This is a genomic window from Gracilinema caldarium DSM 7334 (assembly GCF_000219725.1).
Classification (GTDB): Bacteria; Spirochaetota; Spirochaetia; order Treponematales; family Breznakiellaceae; genus Gracilinema; species Gracilinema caldarium.
Window position 1 is genome coordinate 477,657 of sequence record NC_015732.1, and the last position, 18,122, is coordinate 495,778.

The 18,122-nt window shown below is 48.9% G+C and carries 7 protein-coding genes, 2 tRNA genes and 6 rRNA genes; 13 read left to right on the top strand and 2 right to left on the bottom strand.

Going from position 1 to position 18,122, the window contains the following annotated elements; translation table 11 throughout:
- Positions 1-49 precede the first annotated feature (49 nt).
- The 4 genes from SPICA_RS02200 (at position 50) to SPICA_RS02215 (ending at position 4,862) form a co-directional block, all read left to right on the top strand.
- Entirely contained in the window at positions 50-1,570 is a 1,521-nt protein-coding gene (locus SPICA_RS02200) for a sensor histidine kinase (RefSeq protein ID WP_013967913.1), read from the top strand.
- A 125-nt stretch (positions 1,571-1,695) separates the two neighbouring features.
- Positions 1,696-2,517, top strand: coding sequence for a cytidylate kinase family protein (locus tag SPICA_RS02205; RefSeq protein WP_013967914.1), 822 nt, complete (start codon positions 1,696-1,698; stop codon positions 2,515-2,517).
- Between the two features lie 70 nt (positions 2,518-2,587).
- Complete coding sequence (locus SPICA_RS02210) at positions 2,588-4,108, top strand: carboxypeptidase M32 (RefSeq protein ID WP_013967915.1); 1,521 nt, start codon at positions 2,588-2,590, stop codon at positions 4,106-4,108.
- Positions 4,109-4,283: 175 nt separating this feature from the next.
- Positions 4,284-4,862, top strand: a complete 579-nt coding sequence (locus SPICA_RS02215; RefSeq protein WP_156789610.1) for a hypothetical protein — start codon at positions 4,284-4,286, stop codon at positions 4,860-4,862.
- On the opposite strand, the gene SPICA_RS02220 is transcribed toward SPICA_RS02215, so the two are convergent.
- On the bottom strand, positions 4,845-5,633 hold the full coding sequence (locus tag SPICA_RS02220) for a CDP-alcohol phosphatidyltransferase family protein (protein ID WP_013967917.1): 789 nt from the start codon (positions 5,631-5,633) through the stop codon (positions 4,845-4,847). The two genes, SPICA_RS02215 and SPICA_RS02220, sit on opposite strands and share 18 nt — an antisense overlap.
- Before the next feature lie 76 nt (positions 5,634-5,709).
- Here SPICA_RS02220 and pgsA point away from each other — a divergent pair, with 76 nt between their 5' ends.
- From pgsA to rrf (SPICA_RS02270), 9 genes are all read left to right on the top strand, one after another.
- Positions 5,710-6,288, top strand: coding sequence for a CDP-diacylglycerol--glycerol-3-phosphate 3-phosphatidyltransferase (gene pgsA, locus SPICA_RS02225; RefSeq protein WP_013967918.1), 579 nt, complete (start codon positions 5,710-5,712; stop codon positions 6,286-6,288).
- A gap of 495 nt (positions 6,289-6,783) precedes the next feature.
- A 16S ribosomal RNA gene (locus tag SPICA_RS02230) occupies positions 6,784-8,326 on the top strand.
- Positions 8,327-8,482: 156 nt separating this feature from the next.
- Positions 8,483-8,556: transfer RNA gene (locus SPICA_RS02235), tRNA-Ile, on the top strand.
- A gap of 149 nt (positions 8,557-8,705) precedes the next feature.
- Positions 8,706-11,678 (top strand): 23S ribosomal RNA (locus tag SPICA_RS02240).
- A 122-nt stretch (positions 11,679-11,800) separates the two neighbouring features.
- Positions 11,801-11,916 (top strand): 5S ribosomal RNA (gene rrf, locus SPICA_RS02245).
- 414 nt (positions 11,917-12,330) lie between these two features.
- Positions 12,331-13,873 (top strand): 16S ribosomal RNA (locus SPICA_RS02250).
- Positions 13,874-14,099: 226 nt separating this feature from the next.
- Positions 14,100-14,173 (top strand) — tRNA-Ala (locus SPICA_RS02255).
- A 325-nt stretch (positions 14,174-14,498) separates the two neighbouring features.
- Positions 14,499-17,471: ribosomal RNA gene (locus SPICA_RS02265) — 23S ribosomal RNA — on the top strand.
- Positions 17,472-17,593: 122 nt separating this feature from the next.
- Positions 17,594-17,709 (top strand): 5S ribosomal RNA (gene rrf / locus SPICA_RS02270).
- Together the 16S, 23S and 5S rRNA genes with 2 tRNA genes alongside form the textbook arrangement of a ribosomal RNA operon.
- A 33-nt stretch (positions 17,710-17,742) precedes the next feature.
- On the opposite strand, the gene SPICA_RS02275 is transcribed toward rrf (SPICA_RS02270), so the two are convergent.
- Positions 17,743-18,030 carry a LapA family protein gene (locus SPICA_RS02275; protein WP_013967919.1) on the bottom strand — a complete coding sequence of 96 codons (288 nt, stop codon included), beginning with the start codon at positions 18,028-18,030 and terminating at the stop codon, positions 17,743-17,745.
- Positions 18,031-18,122 lie beyond the last annotated feature (92 nt).

Consider the following 18,122-nt stretch of genomic DNA (forward strand, 5'->3'; position numbering starts at 1 on the left):
AAGGAAAATATTAGCTTTTTTTAAATGCTTCGTATATACTCAATAACGTATGAAGGAAGAAATTACTATACTCTTTGCAACCGCTGTAAAGACAGAACAAGAACAATTTACTGAATATATACAGCTCAATAAACTTCCTTATCATCTTTTGATACCGGCAAATCTGAAAGAAGCCGATACGTTCCTCACAGATAATGATATCGATATAATCGTTACGGATTTGCATTTTGCTTCAGGGGCATTTGCGGACTGGCTGTCACTCTGGCCTCATCCGGCGATCATTCTTGCCTACTATGGGGAAGAATCAAAGGTCCTCGATATCATTCATGATGAGTCATCCTCATTTGTGATGAGAGATACCCAATATAGGCACTTAGGTTCACTTCCTGCCATGATTCGAAAAGTACTTGGGGTAAATGAAAGTATAAAACGACAAAATGCCCACCTCCAGCTCTCAGAAAGAAGGTACATGAATTTGATGAATTCCCTTCCAGATATTGTCTATACCCTGGATGGCTCTGGTCGTTTTATCTATATAAACGAAGCGATCGCTCAACTTGGTTATACCCCGGCAGAGCTTATTGGAAAACATTTTTCTACCATTCTTCATCAAGATGACGTGCCGAGGGTAAGCCGCAAGATAGTTCTTCAGGAATTAGCCGGAGCTCGAACTGGTCCTGATGGAGCACCTCGATTGTTTGACGAACGCCGAACGGGAAAACGAATGACCAAGAATCTGGTTGTACGCTTAAAACCTAAAAGTCCTTCCCCTTATTTTGAGACTTCAGCAGTCGTTTATGCCTTTGGTGAAGTTGCCAGTGTTGGGGTTCCTATGCCTGAATTCGATGGAGGTCCCTTGGGTACCGTCGGGATTATTCGAGATGTTTCTCACCACCAAAATAGGGAGGAACAGCTCGAAAAAGAGCTATCTATTAAAGAAGCTTTGCTTAAAGAAACCTATCATAAAATTAAAAATAACCTGCAGATTGTATCAAGCCTCCTGCATCTTTATCTTGGTGATATAAATAACCAAGAAATACGGACCATACTCTATCATGTTCAAAATCATCTTGAATCTATAGCACTTGTCCATGAACAACTATTCTCAAGTACCACCTTTGAAAACATTGAAACCCGATCTTTTATTCATGATCTAGTAAACCAGGTTCTCCAAACTTATGAGGTAGACCAATCACAAATAACTGTTGATATCGTTTCTGATAGTTTTTTTATCGGGTCTCAACAGGCAATACCTATTGCGCTTCTTATTGTAGAAGTATTAGCAATTTCTCTTAACCAAATAGGTAATTGTAATAAGAAAACAATTCTCATCCGCTTTGTAAAACAAGATGAACGGATAGTTCAGTTGGAACTGAGTGATTCCTCTTTAGTATCTAGACATAACGGATTTGATAGCGATTATAGTATACATACCAAGGGAAGAACCATTATAGAAGCCCTCTGTCAACAGCTCCGGGGCACCTATATTTGGCAACAGGATCCAATAAGTACGTTTTTATTCACATTTCCACTTGTTTTTGACAATTCCGAAAAAAACTCCTATGCTTAAATTAAAGATACCTCTAAAAACTAGCTTTTAGAGGTACCCATAAGAAGCATGCGGGGCTGCTTATGATGAATGTTTGCAGCAGAACCCAATGTCTTTCTAATTTGTAGTACGCAAGGAGGTACGGTATGGCTATTATAACCATTTCTCGGGAGCTTGCGGCACTGGGGGATGAAATTGCCCACGAATTGACAGAGCTGACAGGATATCGATTCGTCGATAAACAAGCTCTGGAAAACCGCATTACATCCTATGGCTTTAATGGTACAAAATTAGAGAAATATGATGAAAAAAAACCAGCCTTTTGGGCATCTCTCTCAAAAGATCGAGATGATTATATTCATTATCTGAAAACAGCTCTCTATACCGAGGCTGAAGCAGGATCCTGCATCTTTGTCGGTCGTGGAGCTCATGCTGTTTTTAAGGATGTTCCCGGTTGTATCTTCATTAGGCTTGTTGCGCCCCTCCCGATTAGAATAGAACGGGTCAAAAGCTATTTTCGCTGTGATGAAAAACGGGCAAAGCAGATTATCGAACAGAGTGATAAGGACCGCTCTGCCTTTCATCGATATTTTTTTGATATTGATTGGGCAAATCCGGTTCATTATCATCTTGTACTCAATACCGGTGTAGTACATCCTGCCTCTGCAGCTGAAGTAATTCATCATTTAGCTCAGCTTCTGGTTACGCCTGAAACTGAAGTTCAGCTTAAGTCCCGATTGCAGGCCCTCAGCCTCGGACAAAAAATACTTCATCATATTCTATATACCCTGGGTATTCCCATTCATTTCCTTGAGGCTCATTGTGCCGAGGACCGTGTTATTCTGCGGGGGGTAGCCAATTCTCAATCAGCAGTAGAAGCTGCTGTTGCCGGTGCTCAACAGGTTCCGGGTGTAAGCCGCGTAGATTCAGAAATACAAATTATTCAAGAATATAGCGTCATGCCGTAACTGGTTTTTACGTTTGTTCTTGTCCACCAGGGCGTTGCCTGTTATCATGGATGCATAAGGAGTATGCTCTATGGAAAAACAGGCAGCGCTGGAGCGGCTTCACGCTCTTGATCGGGACATTAAACATTTAAGACAGGTCACTGCTATCCTTCAATGGGACCAGGAAACCTATATGCCCCCTGCTGCGGTCGAGGGCCGTTCCGAGCAGCTGGCATTGTTAGAAGGAATCATACATGAAAAATCTACATCTCCGGAAATTGGCAATCTTCTCGAACAACTTGGTTCAACGACGATAAAGCCTCAGGGCGATACCGATTTACCGGATGTTGAACGGGATTTTCTTCGGGTTGTAAGAAAAAACTATGATCGTGCTGTCCTCCTACCTGCTGAACTGGTTACCGAATCTGCCCGGGCAGAGGGAATTTCACAAGCCGCCTGGGTAGAAGCTCGTAAACATAACGATTATAAAACCTTTATGCCCCATCTGGAAAAAATGATCGGCTATGCAAAGAAAAAAGCCGAATGCTGGGGCTATACAGAGCATCCCTATGATGGTCTTCTGAATATCTATGAACCGGGAATGACCGAAGGCTCCATAGCGGGTGTGTTCGGTCCCCTCCGGACACGGCTGTCTCAATTAGTTCAGCGAATTAGTGCCAAGAATCCCCCCCGTAGTGAATTTCTCGCAAGAGAATTCCCTAAAGATCTTCAGGCTCAATTCGGTGAATCGGTTATGAAAGATCTCGCCTATGACCTCAGCCAGGGGCGGCTCGATATCAGTGCCCATCCCTTTACTACTACCTTAGGTCCCCGGGATGTTCGCATCACCACCCGTTATTTCCCCACAAATGTACTTTCTGGTCTTTTCTCGATTATTCATGAGACGGGACATGCTCTGTATGAAATGGGGTTTGCCGATAACATCCGGGATTCCTCACTTGGTGATGGCGCTTCCATGGGAATTCACGAATCTCAGTCCCGTCTCTGGGAGAATGTGATAGGCCGGAGCTTTGCCTTCTGGAAAGGTCAATACCCCCTTCTGAAAAAACTGTTTTCCGATCAATTAACAGATATCTCGGTAGAGGATTTTTATACTGCGGTAAACCGGGTACAGCCGTCACTTATCAGGGTAGATGCAGATGAGGTTACCTACAGTCTGCATGTGATACTACGCTTCGAACTCGAACGAAAGCTTTTCTCGGGAAATCTCTCGGTAATGGACCTGCCCGAAGCCTGGAATGACATGATGCAGGAAATCCTTGGGGTAAAGCCTGATTCGGATGCCAATGGGGTTTTGCAGGATGTCCACTGGTCTATGGGTGCCTTTGGCTATTTCCCAAGCTATGCCATGGGAAATTTATATGGATTGCAGCTCTGGGAGGCGTTACAGGCAGATATTCCTGATGTCGAAGCCTGTATCGAGCAGAAAAATTACGGACCAATCCTGCATTGGCTCAGGGCTCAGGTACATATACATGGCTGCCGTTATGAACCAAAGGATCTCATCGTAAAGATTACCGGAAAACCGCTGTCAGCCGAACCGTTCATCAATTATTTGGAGCACAAGTACGAACAGCTTTATAATCTCTAGCGACCTGTCCCTGGCACGGGACCTGTTTTATCTATCCTGTGGTTTTACCGGTTCCGTGCTTGCCTGTGTCTTACGCAGGAAGAGAAGAAAGCACATATCCCTGGCTCTTTTTCTATGCTCGGTTGCTATAGCTTTATTTTCTGTAAGTCTCATCGTTTCTCAAAATGTAATTCTTGTGGATCGACCAATACTTTTCACAGGAGTATGTATCTGTTGTTTTCTGGTACTATGCATTCTTGTACCCCAATGGATTGGTTTCCCTTCTCTCGTGATCCTCGGTTTTGTCATTGTCTTTTTAGCAGTACAGGTGTTCCGGTTTCCCCGGATTCTTGTCAAAGGTGCTTCATTGCAGGCTGTCATCGGAACATGTATCATCCAGGTTGATGAATATAATCAGCCTCTTGCTTCCTTTCAGCTGATACCTTCGCAGCAGATGGAACGTATCCCGCTGCATTCTGGGGAAAAGCTTACATTAGAACTGACCCTCTTGCAAAGTGAGCCCTTTTATCCCCTCTATGGAGGGGGGGGGTGGGTAGTAGTGCATACCTGCAGATCTGGGGCTGCAGAACTGTCATTTAGCACTGCACAATCCAATGTATTAGTAAATGCCAGTGCAAGCGCCACCTTTGTGACGCGACTCTTGGGATTTCAGGTAGTAAAGAAAGAACTATTCATCAACCTGGAAGATGCAGGTACCAATATAAAACAGCAAATAGAATGGGTACATGAGAGCCTATTATTGCGGCCGCTTTGAGATCCTTTCTTTATGAAAAAACCAGGCTTTATCAAAGACTGATAGGAAGACAATGCTACATACAAAAATCTCTATGTATGTAAGGTATGTATTAAATCCATGGAATGTCAGGAGTTTCAGCGGTTCCAGTGCAAAGAGCACCATGATGGACGCAACCGCTACTTTTCCAAATATTGTAGGTTTTGGTTCTACTGACTTATGTTTAAGCAACAGAACAAGCATCCCGAATGCCTGAAACAGCAGTCTCCCAAGTATTATCATAAAAAGCCATAGCGGTATGAGTTTATAGACAAAATAGGTAATAGCAATGACAAGCAGTACTGAATAATCGCTGACAGAATCCAGAATCCTGCCAATAAATGTAACCTGATGAAAGGCCCGGGAAATACGTCCATCAATTAAATCGGTAACAAAGGTAAGTGCAATTGCTGAAAGCAAAATCGTGCCAACCGGATACTGCTTCACCGCAATAATTAAAAAAACAAGGCTTGGAAGCATGCTTATCCTTAAGAGGGTAATCTTGTTCGCCAGATTGAGTGAACTAAGAGGGTCCTTTGTTTCCACTAAGTAAAAGAAATCCTTGGTGAGCCTTAAAAAAATATAAATCCCGCCATGAAAGAGGACTTGAATGATTACATATGAAATATACAAGAGCATACTAAATTGATGAAAATATGCTACTACATGAAAAATTATCCATTCGAAGGTGCCATATATACTGATGGTCAGCACTATAGAACGATGTAAGGTGTTCTGTGAACTTTTATCCATTCCGGCTCCCCGGCTTCGTTATTTTCTGTATACTATTACTTGACAGAGGCTCTGTCAAACCCCATACTGATTATCTATGACATCAGCAGATAAAATTACCTCCATCCGACTTATTTTAGCACCTATATTTTTCGTTGTTTATTTTCTCCCTGTCTGGTTCCCGTCCCTTGGTGCAACCTGGACTGTACCTGTTCTTTGGGTTTTGTTTGTTATTGCTGAGCTGACGGATCTTTTTGATGGACTTGTTGCCCGATCCCGGAACGAAGTGAGCGATTTTGGAAAATTATTTGATCCCTTTTCAGATACCCTGGTTAGAATTACCTATTTCCTCTGTTTTGTTGTGGATGGCATACTGCCTGCCATACTGCTCATGATTGTTTTATATCGTGAATTCGGTATCCTTTTTTTACGTACTTTGATGATGAAGCTGGGAATCGCGATGGGTGCCCGATCGGGTGGTAAAATGAAGGCTGTTACCTACATGGTAGCCGGGCTGTTAGCTCTTATCGCATCTTCAACCCAACGGCTTTCCATTGGGCTATCTCTGTTTACTGGTATTAAAATTGCTGCAATCGTGGTTTTTATCATTTCGGTTGTTCTTTCACTGGGGTCTTTTGTTGATTATTACCGGGTATATAAAAATGCAAAAAAATAAATAAAACCTATTGACATGCTGTGGGGTGTTGTAGTAACTTAACCCTCGCCATCAAACAGTAAGCTAAAACATTCGAAGAAAATAGTGCGGTTTAATGGCAAATAATTGAAAATTGCATTGAATTGTGGGTTGGAAAATACCGATATACATACGGCGTTTTGCTTGTTGTTTCTATTTTTTAATAGTACCAAGCTGCGAAAAAAAGAAAAAAAATAGCAGCAAGGTGCTTGACAAGCAAAAGCGGGATGTGATAAGTTCTCGCCTGTCGCTGCGAAAGCGACGGGAAGCTGGCACGAAAGTTGCTAGCAAATAAAAAAGCCTGAGCAGTAACGAAGTGTTATTGAGGGCGCGATGATCTTTGGTAAATGTAGGGAAGGGAAGTAGACATAGAGAAATCTATGCAGCCACTTCTGTACCGGAAGGTGCAGGAGAGAGCGTACAAGATAGAGCAGGACTCTAATGGTAATCTTTCGGGCTTCGGCCCGTAAGAAATATATCATGGAGAGTTTGATCCTGGCTCAGAACGAACGCTGGCGGCGCGTCTTAAGCATGCAAGTCGAGCGGTAAGCTGTAGCAATACAGCCTAGAGCGGCGGACTGGTGAGTAACACGTGGGTGACCTACCCTTAGGATGGGGATAGCCACTAGAAATAGTGGGTAATACCGAATGTGGTTACCGGGCTGTGGCCTGGTAAAGAAAGGAGCTTTGGCTCCGCCTGAGGATGGGCCCGCGTCCCATTAGCTCGTTGGTGAGGTAACGGCCCACCAAGGCGATGATGGGTAGCCGGCCTGAGAGGGTGAACGGCCACACTGGGACTGAGATACGGCCCAGACTCCTACGGGAGGCAGCAGCTAAGAATATTCCGCAATGGACGAAAGTCTGACGGAGCGACGCCGCGTGGATGATGAAGGCCGAAAGGTTGTAAAATCCTTTTGTCGATGAAGAATAAGCATGGGAGGGAATGCCCGTGTGATGACGTTAGTCGGCGAATAAGCCCCGGCTAATTACGTGCCAGCAGCCGCGGTAACACGTAAGGGGCGAGCGTTGTTCGGAATTATTGGGCGTAAAGGGCGCGTAGGCGGTCCTGTAAGCCCGGCGTGAAAACCTGGAGCTCAACTCCGGGCCTGCGCTGGGAACTGCGGGACTAGAGTCATGGAAGGGAAGTTGGAATTCCAGGTGTAGGGGTGAAATCTGTAGATATCTGGAAGAACACCGGTGGCGAAGGCGAACTTCTGGCCAATGACTGACGCTGAGGCGCGAAAGTGCGGGGAGCAAACAGGATTAGATACCCTGGTAGTCCGCACCATAAACGATGTACACTAGGCGTTGGGTCGAGTGACTCAGTGCCGAAGCTAACGTGATAAGTGTACCGCCTGGGGAGTATGCCCGCAAGGGTGAAACTCAAAGGAATTGACGGGGGCCCGCACAAGCGGTGGAGCATGTGGTTTAATTCGATGGTACGCGAGGAACCTTACCTGGGTTTGACATACGGGGGAAGGCGGTAGAGATATCGCCGCGTCGCAAGACGCCGCCGTACAGGTGCTGCATGACTGTCGTCAGCTCGTGCCGTGAGGTGTTGGGTTAAGTCCCGCAACGAGCGCAACCCCTACTGCCAGTTACTAGCAGGTAAAGCTGAGGACTCTGGCGGAACTGCCGGTGACAAACCGGAGGAAGGTGGGGATGACGTCAAGTCATCATGGCCCTTATGTCCAGGGCTACACACGTGCTACAATGGTCGGTACAAAGCGAAGCAAAACCGCGAGGTAAGAGCAAAGCGCAAAAAGCCGATCGTAGTTCGGATTGAAGTCTGAAACCCGACTTCATGAAGGTGGAATCGCTAGTAATCGCGCATCAGCACGGCGCGGTGAATACGTTCCCGGGCCTTGTACACACCGCCCGTCACACCATCCGAGTTGGAGGTACCCGAAGCCGGTAGTCTAACCCGCAAGGGGGGACGCTGTCGAAGGTACGTCTAGTGAGGAGGGTGAAGTCGTAACAAGGTAGCCGTACCGGAAGGTGCGGCTGGATCACCTCCTTTCACAGTGAAAGGTAAATAATGAGGTATCGATAAGAGCCTCATGAAAAGCTTCGAAAGAAGCTCAAGCATTCCGAAAGGGATGTACAGTATTCGTATCCGGCTGGGATACGGGTACACCGCTCTCTTTTGTAGTCTACTTCTTTTCCCTTTTTATATGGGCCAGTAGCTCAGTCGGTTAGAGCACTTCTCTGATAAGGAAGGGGTCAGTAGTTCAACTCTACTCTGGCCCATATTTCAAATCTAAAGGATTTGAAATATGGAAAATGCATGTAAAAGTGCATAATAATGGTATTTGACAGGGTGCTCACTGAGAAGAGAGCGACGAGGGAAGGGCAAGAAGAAGACGTTCTTACGGGAGTAAGAGCGGGAACGATAATATGGTCAAGCGAAGACGGGTTCATAGGTGGATGCCTAGGAGTCGCGAGGCGAAGAAGGCCGTGGTAAGCTGCGAAAAGCCAGGTGGAGGAGCACACATCCCGAGATGCCTGGATAGCCGAATGGGGTAACCCGGCAGACGAGAGTCTGTCATCCGACCGCTGAATAGATAGGCGGCGGAAGCGAAACTGGGGGAACTGAACCATCTCACGTACCCCGGGAAGAGAAATCAACAGCATCGCAAGATGCACGAGATTCCGAAAGTAGCGGCGAGCGAAATCGGAAGAGCCTAAACCAGCTTTAGCTGGGGTTGTAGGGCCGCATGGGCGCAAGCCGCGGAGGTGAAAAATCATATCTATAGTGGAACGGTTCTGGGAAGGCCGGCCAGAGAGGGTGAAAGCCCCGTAGACGAAATGGATATGACTCCGTGATGCGGTACCTGAGTACGGCGAGGCACGAGAAACCTTGTCGGAATCTGGGTCGACCACGATCCAAGGCTAAATACTCCGCGACTACCGATAGTGCAGAAGTACCGTGAGGGAAAGGCGAAAAGAACCCCGGTGAGGGGAGTGAAAGAGAACCTGAAACCATGAACCCACAACAGGTCAGAGCATCCGCAAGGGTGTGATGGCGTGCCTTTTGTAGAATGAGCCTGCGAGTTACGATAGCGAGCGAGGTTAAGGCGTGGAAGCGCCGGAGCCGGAGGGAAACCGAGTCTGAACAGGGCGCAAAGTTCGTTGTCGTAGACCCGAAGCCAAGTGATCTAGTTACGGGCAGGTTGAAGCTCAGGTAAAACTGAGTGGAGGACCGAACTCTAGTGTGATGAAAAACGCAGGGATGACCCGTGACTCGGAGTGAAAGGCTAAACAAACTTGGAAATAGCTGGCTCTCCCCGAAATGCCTTGAGGGACAGCCTCATACAAATGTGCTGGAGGTAGAGCACTGGATGGACTAGGGGGCTTCACCGCCTACCAAACCCAACCAAACTCCGAATGCCAGTACACAACGTATGGGAGTGAGACTGCGGGCGACAAGGTTCGTAGTCGAGAGGGAAACAGCCCAGACCGTCGGCTAAGGTCCCGAAATACCGCTCAGTGTAAAATGATGTGTGATTGCGAAGACAGCCAGGAGGTTGGCTTAGAAGCAGCCATTCCTTTAAAGAGTGCGTAATAGCTCACTGGTCGAGTAGTCATGCGCAGACAATGTAACGGGGCTAAGCGGTATACCGAAGCCACGGAATCTACTCGCGAGGGTAGGTTGGTAGGGGAGCATTCCACAGACCGACGAAGGTGGCCTGGAAAGGTAGCTGGAGGGAGTGGAAGAGAGAATGCAGGTATAAGTACACGAAAAGACGGGTGAGATCCCCGTCCGCCGAAAGCCTAAGGATTCCTGGGTAAAGGTCATCTGCCCAGGGTAAGTCGGCCCCTAAGGCGAGGACGAAAGTCGTAGTCGATGGGAAACTGGTGAAGATTCCAGTACCTTAGCAAGTTTCGAAGGGATGACGCATGAGGTGAAACCCGGCCGGAGACTGGTAGTTTCGGTCGAAGCACTGAGCTGGAGAGGGGCGTAGGCAAATCCGCGCTCTGAGGTGAGGTGTGACAGCGAGGCGATCTACGGAAAGCTGAAGCGGGCGTAATCACGGTGCCAAGAAATAATCTCTAAGGATAGGCTTGTTAAGACCGTACCGTAAACCGACACAGGTAGGCGGGATGAGCAATCTAAGGCGCTCGAGAGAACTCGCGTTAAGGAACTCGGCAACATGCACACGTAACTTCGGGAGAAGTGTGGCCTTTTCTGGTTTAGCAATAAGTCAGGGGAGGTAGCATAAAGCAGTCCCAGGCGACTGTTTACCAAAAACACAGGCCTCTGCGAATCAGCAATGAGACGTATAGGGGCTGACACCTGCCCGGTGCCGGAAGGTTAAGAGGAGCGGTTAGCCGCAAGGCGAAGCTGTGAATCGAAGCCCCGGTAAACGGCGGCCGTAACTATAACGGTCCTAAGGTAGCGAAATTCCTTGTCGGGTAAGTTCCGACCCGCACGAATGGTGTAACGATCTGGGAGCTGTCTCAACGCGAGACTCGGTGAAATTTAAGTACCGGTAAAGATGCCGGTTACCCGTGGTTAGACGGAAAGACCCCGTGAACCTTCACCGTAACTTATCATTGGGACTTGATTCGACATGTGTAGGATAGGTGGGAGACTAGGAAGCATGGCCGTTAGGCTGTGTGGAGTCGCCGGTGAAATACCACCCTTGTCGGATTAGGTTTCTAACGGTGCCCTTGAAGCAGGGTATCGGACAATGATAGGTGGGCGGTTTGACTGGGGCGGTCGCCTCCCAAACAGTAACGGAGGTGCGCGAAGGTCGCCTCGCGCTGGTTGGAAATCAGCGTACGAGTGTAAAGGCACAAGGCGGCTTAACTGCGAGACTGACAGGTCGAGCAGGTACGAAAGTAGGTCTTAGTGATCTGGCGGTAGCGAGTGGAAGCGCCGTCACTTAACGGATAAAAGGTACTCCGGGGATAACAGGCTGATCTTCCCCAAGAGTTCACATCGACGGGAAGGTTTGGCACCTCGATGTCGGCTCATCGCATCCTGGGGCTGGAGCAGGTCCCAAGGGTTTGGCTGTTCGCCAATTAAAGCGGTACGTGAGCTGGGTTCAGAACGTCGCGAGACAGTTCGGTCCCTATCTGCCACGGGCGATGGATGGTTGAGAGGAGCTGCTTTTAGTACGAGAGGACCGAAGTGGACGAACCTCTGGTGTACCTGTTGTTCTGCCAAGGGCAAGTGCAGGGTAGCTATGTTCGGAAGGGATAACCGCTGAAGGCATCTAAGTGGGAAGCCCACCTCAAGATGAACCATCCCTGAGGGTATAACCCTCCTAAAGGCACCAGGAAGACTACCTGGTTGATAGGCTGGAGGTCTACGTACAGTAATGTACTCAGCCGACCAGTACTAATATGCCGTGAGGCTTGACCATATTATCGTTCTAGTATACACCTTCTTGCCGACGACTCTTACCCCTGTCTAACAGGATAATGAACCGGATACATACCGTTGTGTCGGTCATATGTCACGATCTTTATAACCTAGTAAGTATTGCCTGGTGACCATAGTGGAGGTGTTACACCCGTTCCCATTCCGAACACGGAAGTTAAGCCCTCTTACGCCGATGATACTGCCCCTCGAAGGGGTGGGAAAGTAGGTAGTCGCCAGGCTTTTTTTGAAATCCTTCGTTTTAATGCGTATATATATAGTATCAAACACAATAGTTCCAGTTTTAACTCAAATGCAGTTAAGTATGGCTCTGGTGTTTTGACAGTGCCAAGCTGCGAAAAAAAATAAAAAAATAGCAGCAAGGTGCTTGACAAGCAAAAGCGGGATGTGATAAGTTCTCGCCTGTCGCTGCGAAAGCGACGGGAAGCTGGCACGAAAGTTGCTAGCAAATAGAAAAGCCTGAGCAGTAACGAAGTGTTATTGAGGGCGCGATGATCTTTGGTAAATGTAGGGAAGGGAAGTAGACATAGAGAAATCTATGCAGCCACTTCTGTACTGGAAGGTGCAGGAGAGAGCGTACAAGATAGAGCAGGACTCTAATGGTAATCTTTCGGGCTTCGGCCCGTAAGAAATATATCATGGAGAGTTTGATCCTGGCTCAGAACGAACGCTGGCGGCGCGTCTTAAGCATGCAAGTCGAGCGGTAAGCTGTAGCAATACAGCCTAGAGCGGCGGACTGGTGAGTAACACGTGGGTGACCTACCCTTAGGATGGGGATAGCCACTAGAAATAGTGGGTAATACCGAATGTGGTTACCGGGCTGTGGCCTGGTAAAGAAAGGAGCTTTGGCTCCGCCTGAGGATGGGCCCGCGTCCCATTAGCTCGTTGGTGAGGTAACGGCCCACCAAGGCGATGATGGGTAGCCGGCCTGAGAGGGTGAACGGCCACACTGGGACTGAGATACGGCCCAGACTCCTACGGGAGGCAGCAGCTAAGAATATTCCGCAATGGACGAAAGTCTGACGGAGCGACGCCGCGTGGATGATGAAGGCCGAAAGGTTGTAAAATCCTTTTGTCGATGAAGAATAAGCATGGGAGGGAATGCCCGTGTGATGACGTTAGTCGGCGAATAAGCCCCGGCTAATTACGTGCCAGCAGCCGCGGTAACACGTAAGGGGCGAGCGTTGTTCGGAATTATTGGGCGTAAAGGGCGCGTAGGCGGTCCTGTAAGCCCGGCGTGAAAACCTGGAGCTCAACTCCGGGCCTGCGCTGGGAACTGCGGGACTAGAGTCATGGAAGGGAAGTTGGAATTCCAGGTGTAGGGGTGAAATCTGTAGATATCTGGAAGAACACCGGTGGCGAAGGCGAACTTCTGGCCAATGACTGACGCTGAGGCGCGAAAGTGCGGGGAGCAAACAGGATTAGATACCCTGGTAGTCCGCACCATAAACGATGTACACTAGGCGTTGGGTCGAGTGACTCAGTGCCGAAGCTAACGTGATAAGTGTACCGCCTGGGGAGTATGCCCGCAAGGGTGAAACTCAAAGGAATTGACGGGGGCCCGCACAAGCGGTGGAGCATGTGGTTTAATTCGATGGTACGCGAGGAACCTTACCTGGGTTTGACATACGGGGGAAGGCGGTAGAGATATCGCCGCGTCGCAAGACGCCGCCGTACAGGTGCTGCATGGCTGTCGTCAGCTCGTGCCGTGAGGTGTTGGGTTAAGTCCCGCAACGAGCGCAACCCCTACTGCCAGTTACTAGCAGGTAAAGCTGAGGACTCTGGCGGAACTGCCGGTGACAAACCGGAGGAAGGTGGGGATGACGTCAAGTCATCATGGCCCTTATGTCCAGGGCTACACACGTGCTACAATGGTCGGTACAAAGCGAAGCAAAGCCGCGAGGTAAGAGCAAAGCGCAAAAAGCCGACCGTAGTTCGGATTGAAGTCTGAAACCCGACTTCATGAAGGTGGAATCGCTAGTAATCGCGCATCAGCACGGCGCGGTGAATACGTTCCCGGGCCTTGTACACACCGCCCGTCACACCATCCGAGTTGGAGGTACCCGAAGCCGGTAGTCTAACCCGCAAGGGGGGACGCTGTCGAAGGTACGTCTAGTGAGGAGGGTGAAGTCGTAACAAGGTAGCCGTACCGGAAGGTGCGGCTGGATCACCTCCTTTCACAGTGAAAGGTACAAACCTGCAAAGGCAGGTTATATTGAAAGTTTGTAAGAGCTTTCAAGCAGTAGTTTCGTAAGAAAGTACTGTACAGTAGCTTCGTAAGAAGCTATTACGTATTCGTATCCGGCTGGGATACGGGTACACCGCTCTCTTTTGTAGTCTACTTCTTTTCCCTTTTATTTGAATATAACGCAGGGAGACTTGCGATATAGATAACCGTCTGAGCGGGGATATAGCTCAGCTGGCTAGAGCGGCGGCTTTGCAAGCCGTAGGTCAGGGGTTCGAATCCCCTTATCTCCAAAAGGTCTTTGAATGACAGGAAATTGGGGATTCGAAGGCCGCGCAGCGCATCGTGAATACGATGAAAAGCGTGCAGGGATGCACGCGGCAGCAAGCGGCCCGGCCTGGAGTGAAGTTTCGTGATGGAACTGAACGGAAGGCGAATCCCCTTATCTCCAAGACATGGGGATTCGACGTTGGAAACGACGAGAAAACCCAAAAGATGCTGCGACCTGGAAGGGAACGCAAGCAGTGGTATTTGACAGGGTGCTCACTGAGAAGAGAGCGACGAGGGAAGGGCAAGAAGAAGACGTTCTTACGGGAGTAAGAGCGGGAACGATAATATGGTCAAGCGAAGACGGGTTCATAGGTGGATGCCTAGGAGTCGCGAGGCGAAGAAGGCCGTGGTAAGCTGCGAAAAGCCAGGTGGAGGAGCACACATCCCGAGATGCCTGGATAGCCGAATGGGGTAACCCGGCAGACGAGAGTCTGTCATCCGACCGCTGAATAGATAGGCGGCGGAAGCGAAACTGGGGGAACTGAACCATCTCACGTACCCCGGGAAGAGAAATCAACAGCATCGCAAGATGCACGAGATTCCGAAAGTAGCGGCGAGCGAAATCGGAAGAGCCTAAACCAGCTTTAGCTGGGGTTGTAGGGCCGCATGGGCGCAAGCCGCGGAGGTGAAAAATCATATCTATAGTGGAACGGTTCTGGGAAGGCCGGCCAGAGAGGGTGAAAGCCCCGTAGACGAAATGGATATGACTCCGTGATGCGGTACCTGAGTACGGCGAGGCACGAGAAACCTTGTCGGAATCTGGGTCGACCACGATCCAAGGCTAAATACTCCGCGACTACCGATAGTGCAGAAGTACCGTGAGGGAAAGGCGAAAAGAACCCCGGTGAGGGGAGTGAAAGAGAACCTGAAACCATGAACCCACAACAGGTCAGAGCATCCGCAAGGGTGTGATGGCGTGCCTTTTGTAGAATGAGCCTGCGAGTTACGATAGCGAGCGAGGTTAAGGCGTGGAAGCGCCGGAGCCGGAGGGAAACCGAGTCTGAACAGGGCGCAAAGTTCGTTGTCGTAGACCCGAAGCCAAGTGATCTAGTTACGGGCAGGTTGAAGCTCAGGTAAAACTGAGTGGAGGACCGAACTCTAGTGTGATGAAAAACGCAGGGATGACCCGTGACTCGGAGTGAAAGGCTAAACAAACTTGGAAATAGCTGGCTCTCCCCGAAATGCCTTGAGGGACAGCCTCATACAAATGTGCTGGAGGTAGAGCACTGGATGGACTAGGGGGCTTCACCGCCTACCAAACCCAACCAAACTCCGAATGCCAGTACACAACGTATGGGAGTGAGACTGCGGGCGACAAGGTTCGTAGTCGAGAGGGAAACAGCCCAGACCGTCGGCTAAGGTCCCGAAATACCGCTCAGTGTAAAATGATGTGTGATTGCGAAGACAGCCAGGAGGTTGGCTTAGAAGCAGCCATTCCTTTAAAGAGTGCGTAATAGCTCACTGGTCGAGTAGTCATGCGCAGACAATGTAACGGGGCTAAGCGGTATACCGAAGCCACGGAATCTACTCGCGAGGGTAGGTTGGTAGGGGAGCATTCCACAGACCGACGAAGGTGGCCTGGAAAGGTAGCTGGAGGGAGTGGAAGAGAGAATGCAGGTATAAGTACACGAAAAGACGGGTGAGATCCCCGTCCGCCGAAAGCCTAAGGATTCCTGGGTAAAGGTCATCTGCCCAGGGTAAGTCGGCCCCTAAGGCGAGGACGAAAGTCGTAGTCGATGGGAAACTGGTGAAGATTCCAGTACCTTAGCAAGTTTCGAAGGGATGACGCATGAGGTGAAACCCGGCCGGAGACTGGTAGTTTCGGTCGAAGCACTGAGCTGGAGAGGGGCGTAGGCAAATCCGCGCTCTGAGGTGAGGTGTGACAGCGAGGCGATCTACGGAAAGCTGAAGCGGGCGTAATCACGGTGCCAAGAAATAATCTCTAAGGATAGGCTTGTTAAGACCGTACCGTAAACCGACACAGGTAGGCGGGATGAGCAATCTAAGGCGCTCGAGAGAACTCGCGTTAAGGAACTCGGCAACATGCACACGTAACTTCGGGAGAAGTGTGGCCTTTTCTGGTTTAGCAATAAGTCAGGGGAGGTAGCATAAAGCAGTCCCAGGCGACTGTTTACCAAAAACACAGGCCTCTGCGAATCAGCAATGAGACGTATAGGGGCTGACACCTGCCCGGTGCCGGAAGGTTAAGAGGAGCGGTTAGCCGCAAGGCGAAGCTGTGAATCGAAGCCCCGGTAAACGGCGGCCGTAACTATAACGGTCCTAAGGTAGCGAAATTCCTTGTCGGGTAAGTTCCGACCCGCACGAATGGTGTAACGATCTGGGAGCTGTCTCAACGCGAGACTCGGTGAAATTTAAGTACCGGTAAAGATGCCGGTTACCCGTGGTTAGACGGAAAGACCCCGTGAACCTTCACCGTAACTTATCATTGGGACTTGATTCGACATGTGTAGGATAGGTGGGAGACTAGGAAGCATGGCCGTTAGGCTGTGTGGAGTCGCCGGTGAAATACCACCCTTGTCGGATTAGGTTTCTAACGGTGCCCTTGAAGCAGGGTATCGGACAATGATAGGTGGGCGGTTTGACTGGGGCGGTCGCCTCCCAAACAGTAACGGAGGTGCGCGAAGGTCGCCTCGCGCTGGTTGGAAATCAGCGTACGAGTGTAAAGGCACAAGGCGGCTTAACTGCGAGACTGACAGGTCGAGCAGGTACGAAAGTAGGTCTTAGTGATCTGGCGGTAGCGAGTGGAAGCGCCGTCACTTAACGGATAAAAGGTACTCCGGGGATAACAGGCTGATCTTCCCCAAGAGTTCACATCGACGGGAAGGTTTGGCACCTCGATGTCGGCTCATCGCATCCTGGGGCTGGAGCAGGTCCCAAGGGTTTGGCTGTTCGCCAATTAAAGCGGTACGTGAGCTGGGTTCAGAACGTCGCGAGACAGTTCGGTCCCTATCTGCCACGGGCGATGGATGGTTGAGAGGAGCTGCTTTTAGTACGAGAGGACCGAAGTGGACGAACCTCTGGTGTACCTGTTGTTCTGCCAAGGGCAAGTGCAGGGTAGCTATGTTCGGAAGGGATAACCGCTGAAGGCATCTAAGTGGGAAGCCCACCTCAAGATGAACCATCCCTGAGGGTATAACCCTCCTAAAGGCACCAGGAAGACTACCTGGTTGATAGGCTGGAGGTCTACGTACAGTAATGTACTCAGCCGACCAGTACTAATATGCCGTGAGGCTTGACCATATTATCGTTCTAGTATACACCTTCTTGCCGACGACTCTTACCCCTGTTTAGCAGGATAATGAACCGGATACATACCGTTGTATCGGTCATATGTCACGATCTTTATAACCTAGTAAGTATTGCCTGGTGACCATAGTGGAGGTGTTACACCCGTTCCCATTCCGAACACGGAAGTTAAGCCCTCTAACGCCGATGATACTGCCCCTCGAAGGGGTGGGAAAGTAGGTAGTCGCCAGGCTTTTTTTTGTTCTCAGATTGCTTCTTAAATACTTTAGTCTTTAGATGCCCCTGTAGTAAAATTATTAGAATTATTTTGAGGAATGTTATTAACATCTTGCATTTTCTTTTGCCTTTTTAATGATGTTCGGATATATGATGGTAAAAGAAAAACAATCCCTGAAAAAAAACCTAATATAAATGCTATTAATAGCATAAGTGCTAAAGATCCAGAAACAGATGTATTGAAGAAGTTTATTGTAACAGTAATGGTGTTTTGACTAGCAAATATAGTAATTAATAATAATAATGAAACTGAAATGAGCGTATTAATAATTTTCATAATAATCCTCCACTATAAGTTGATAGTTTAAATAGTATGACGTATAGAGAGGATTATCAAGAAAGAGTGCAGGGAAGAATACCTGGTTCGGA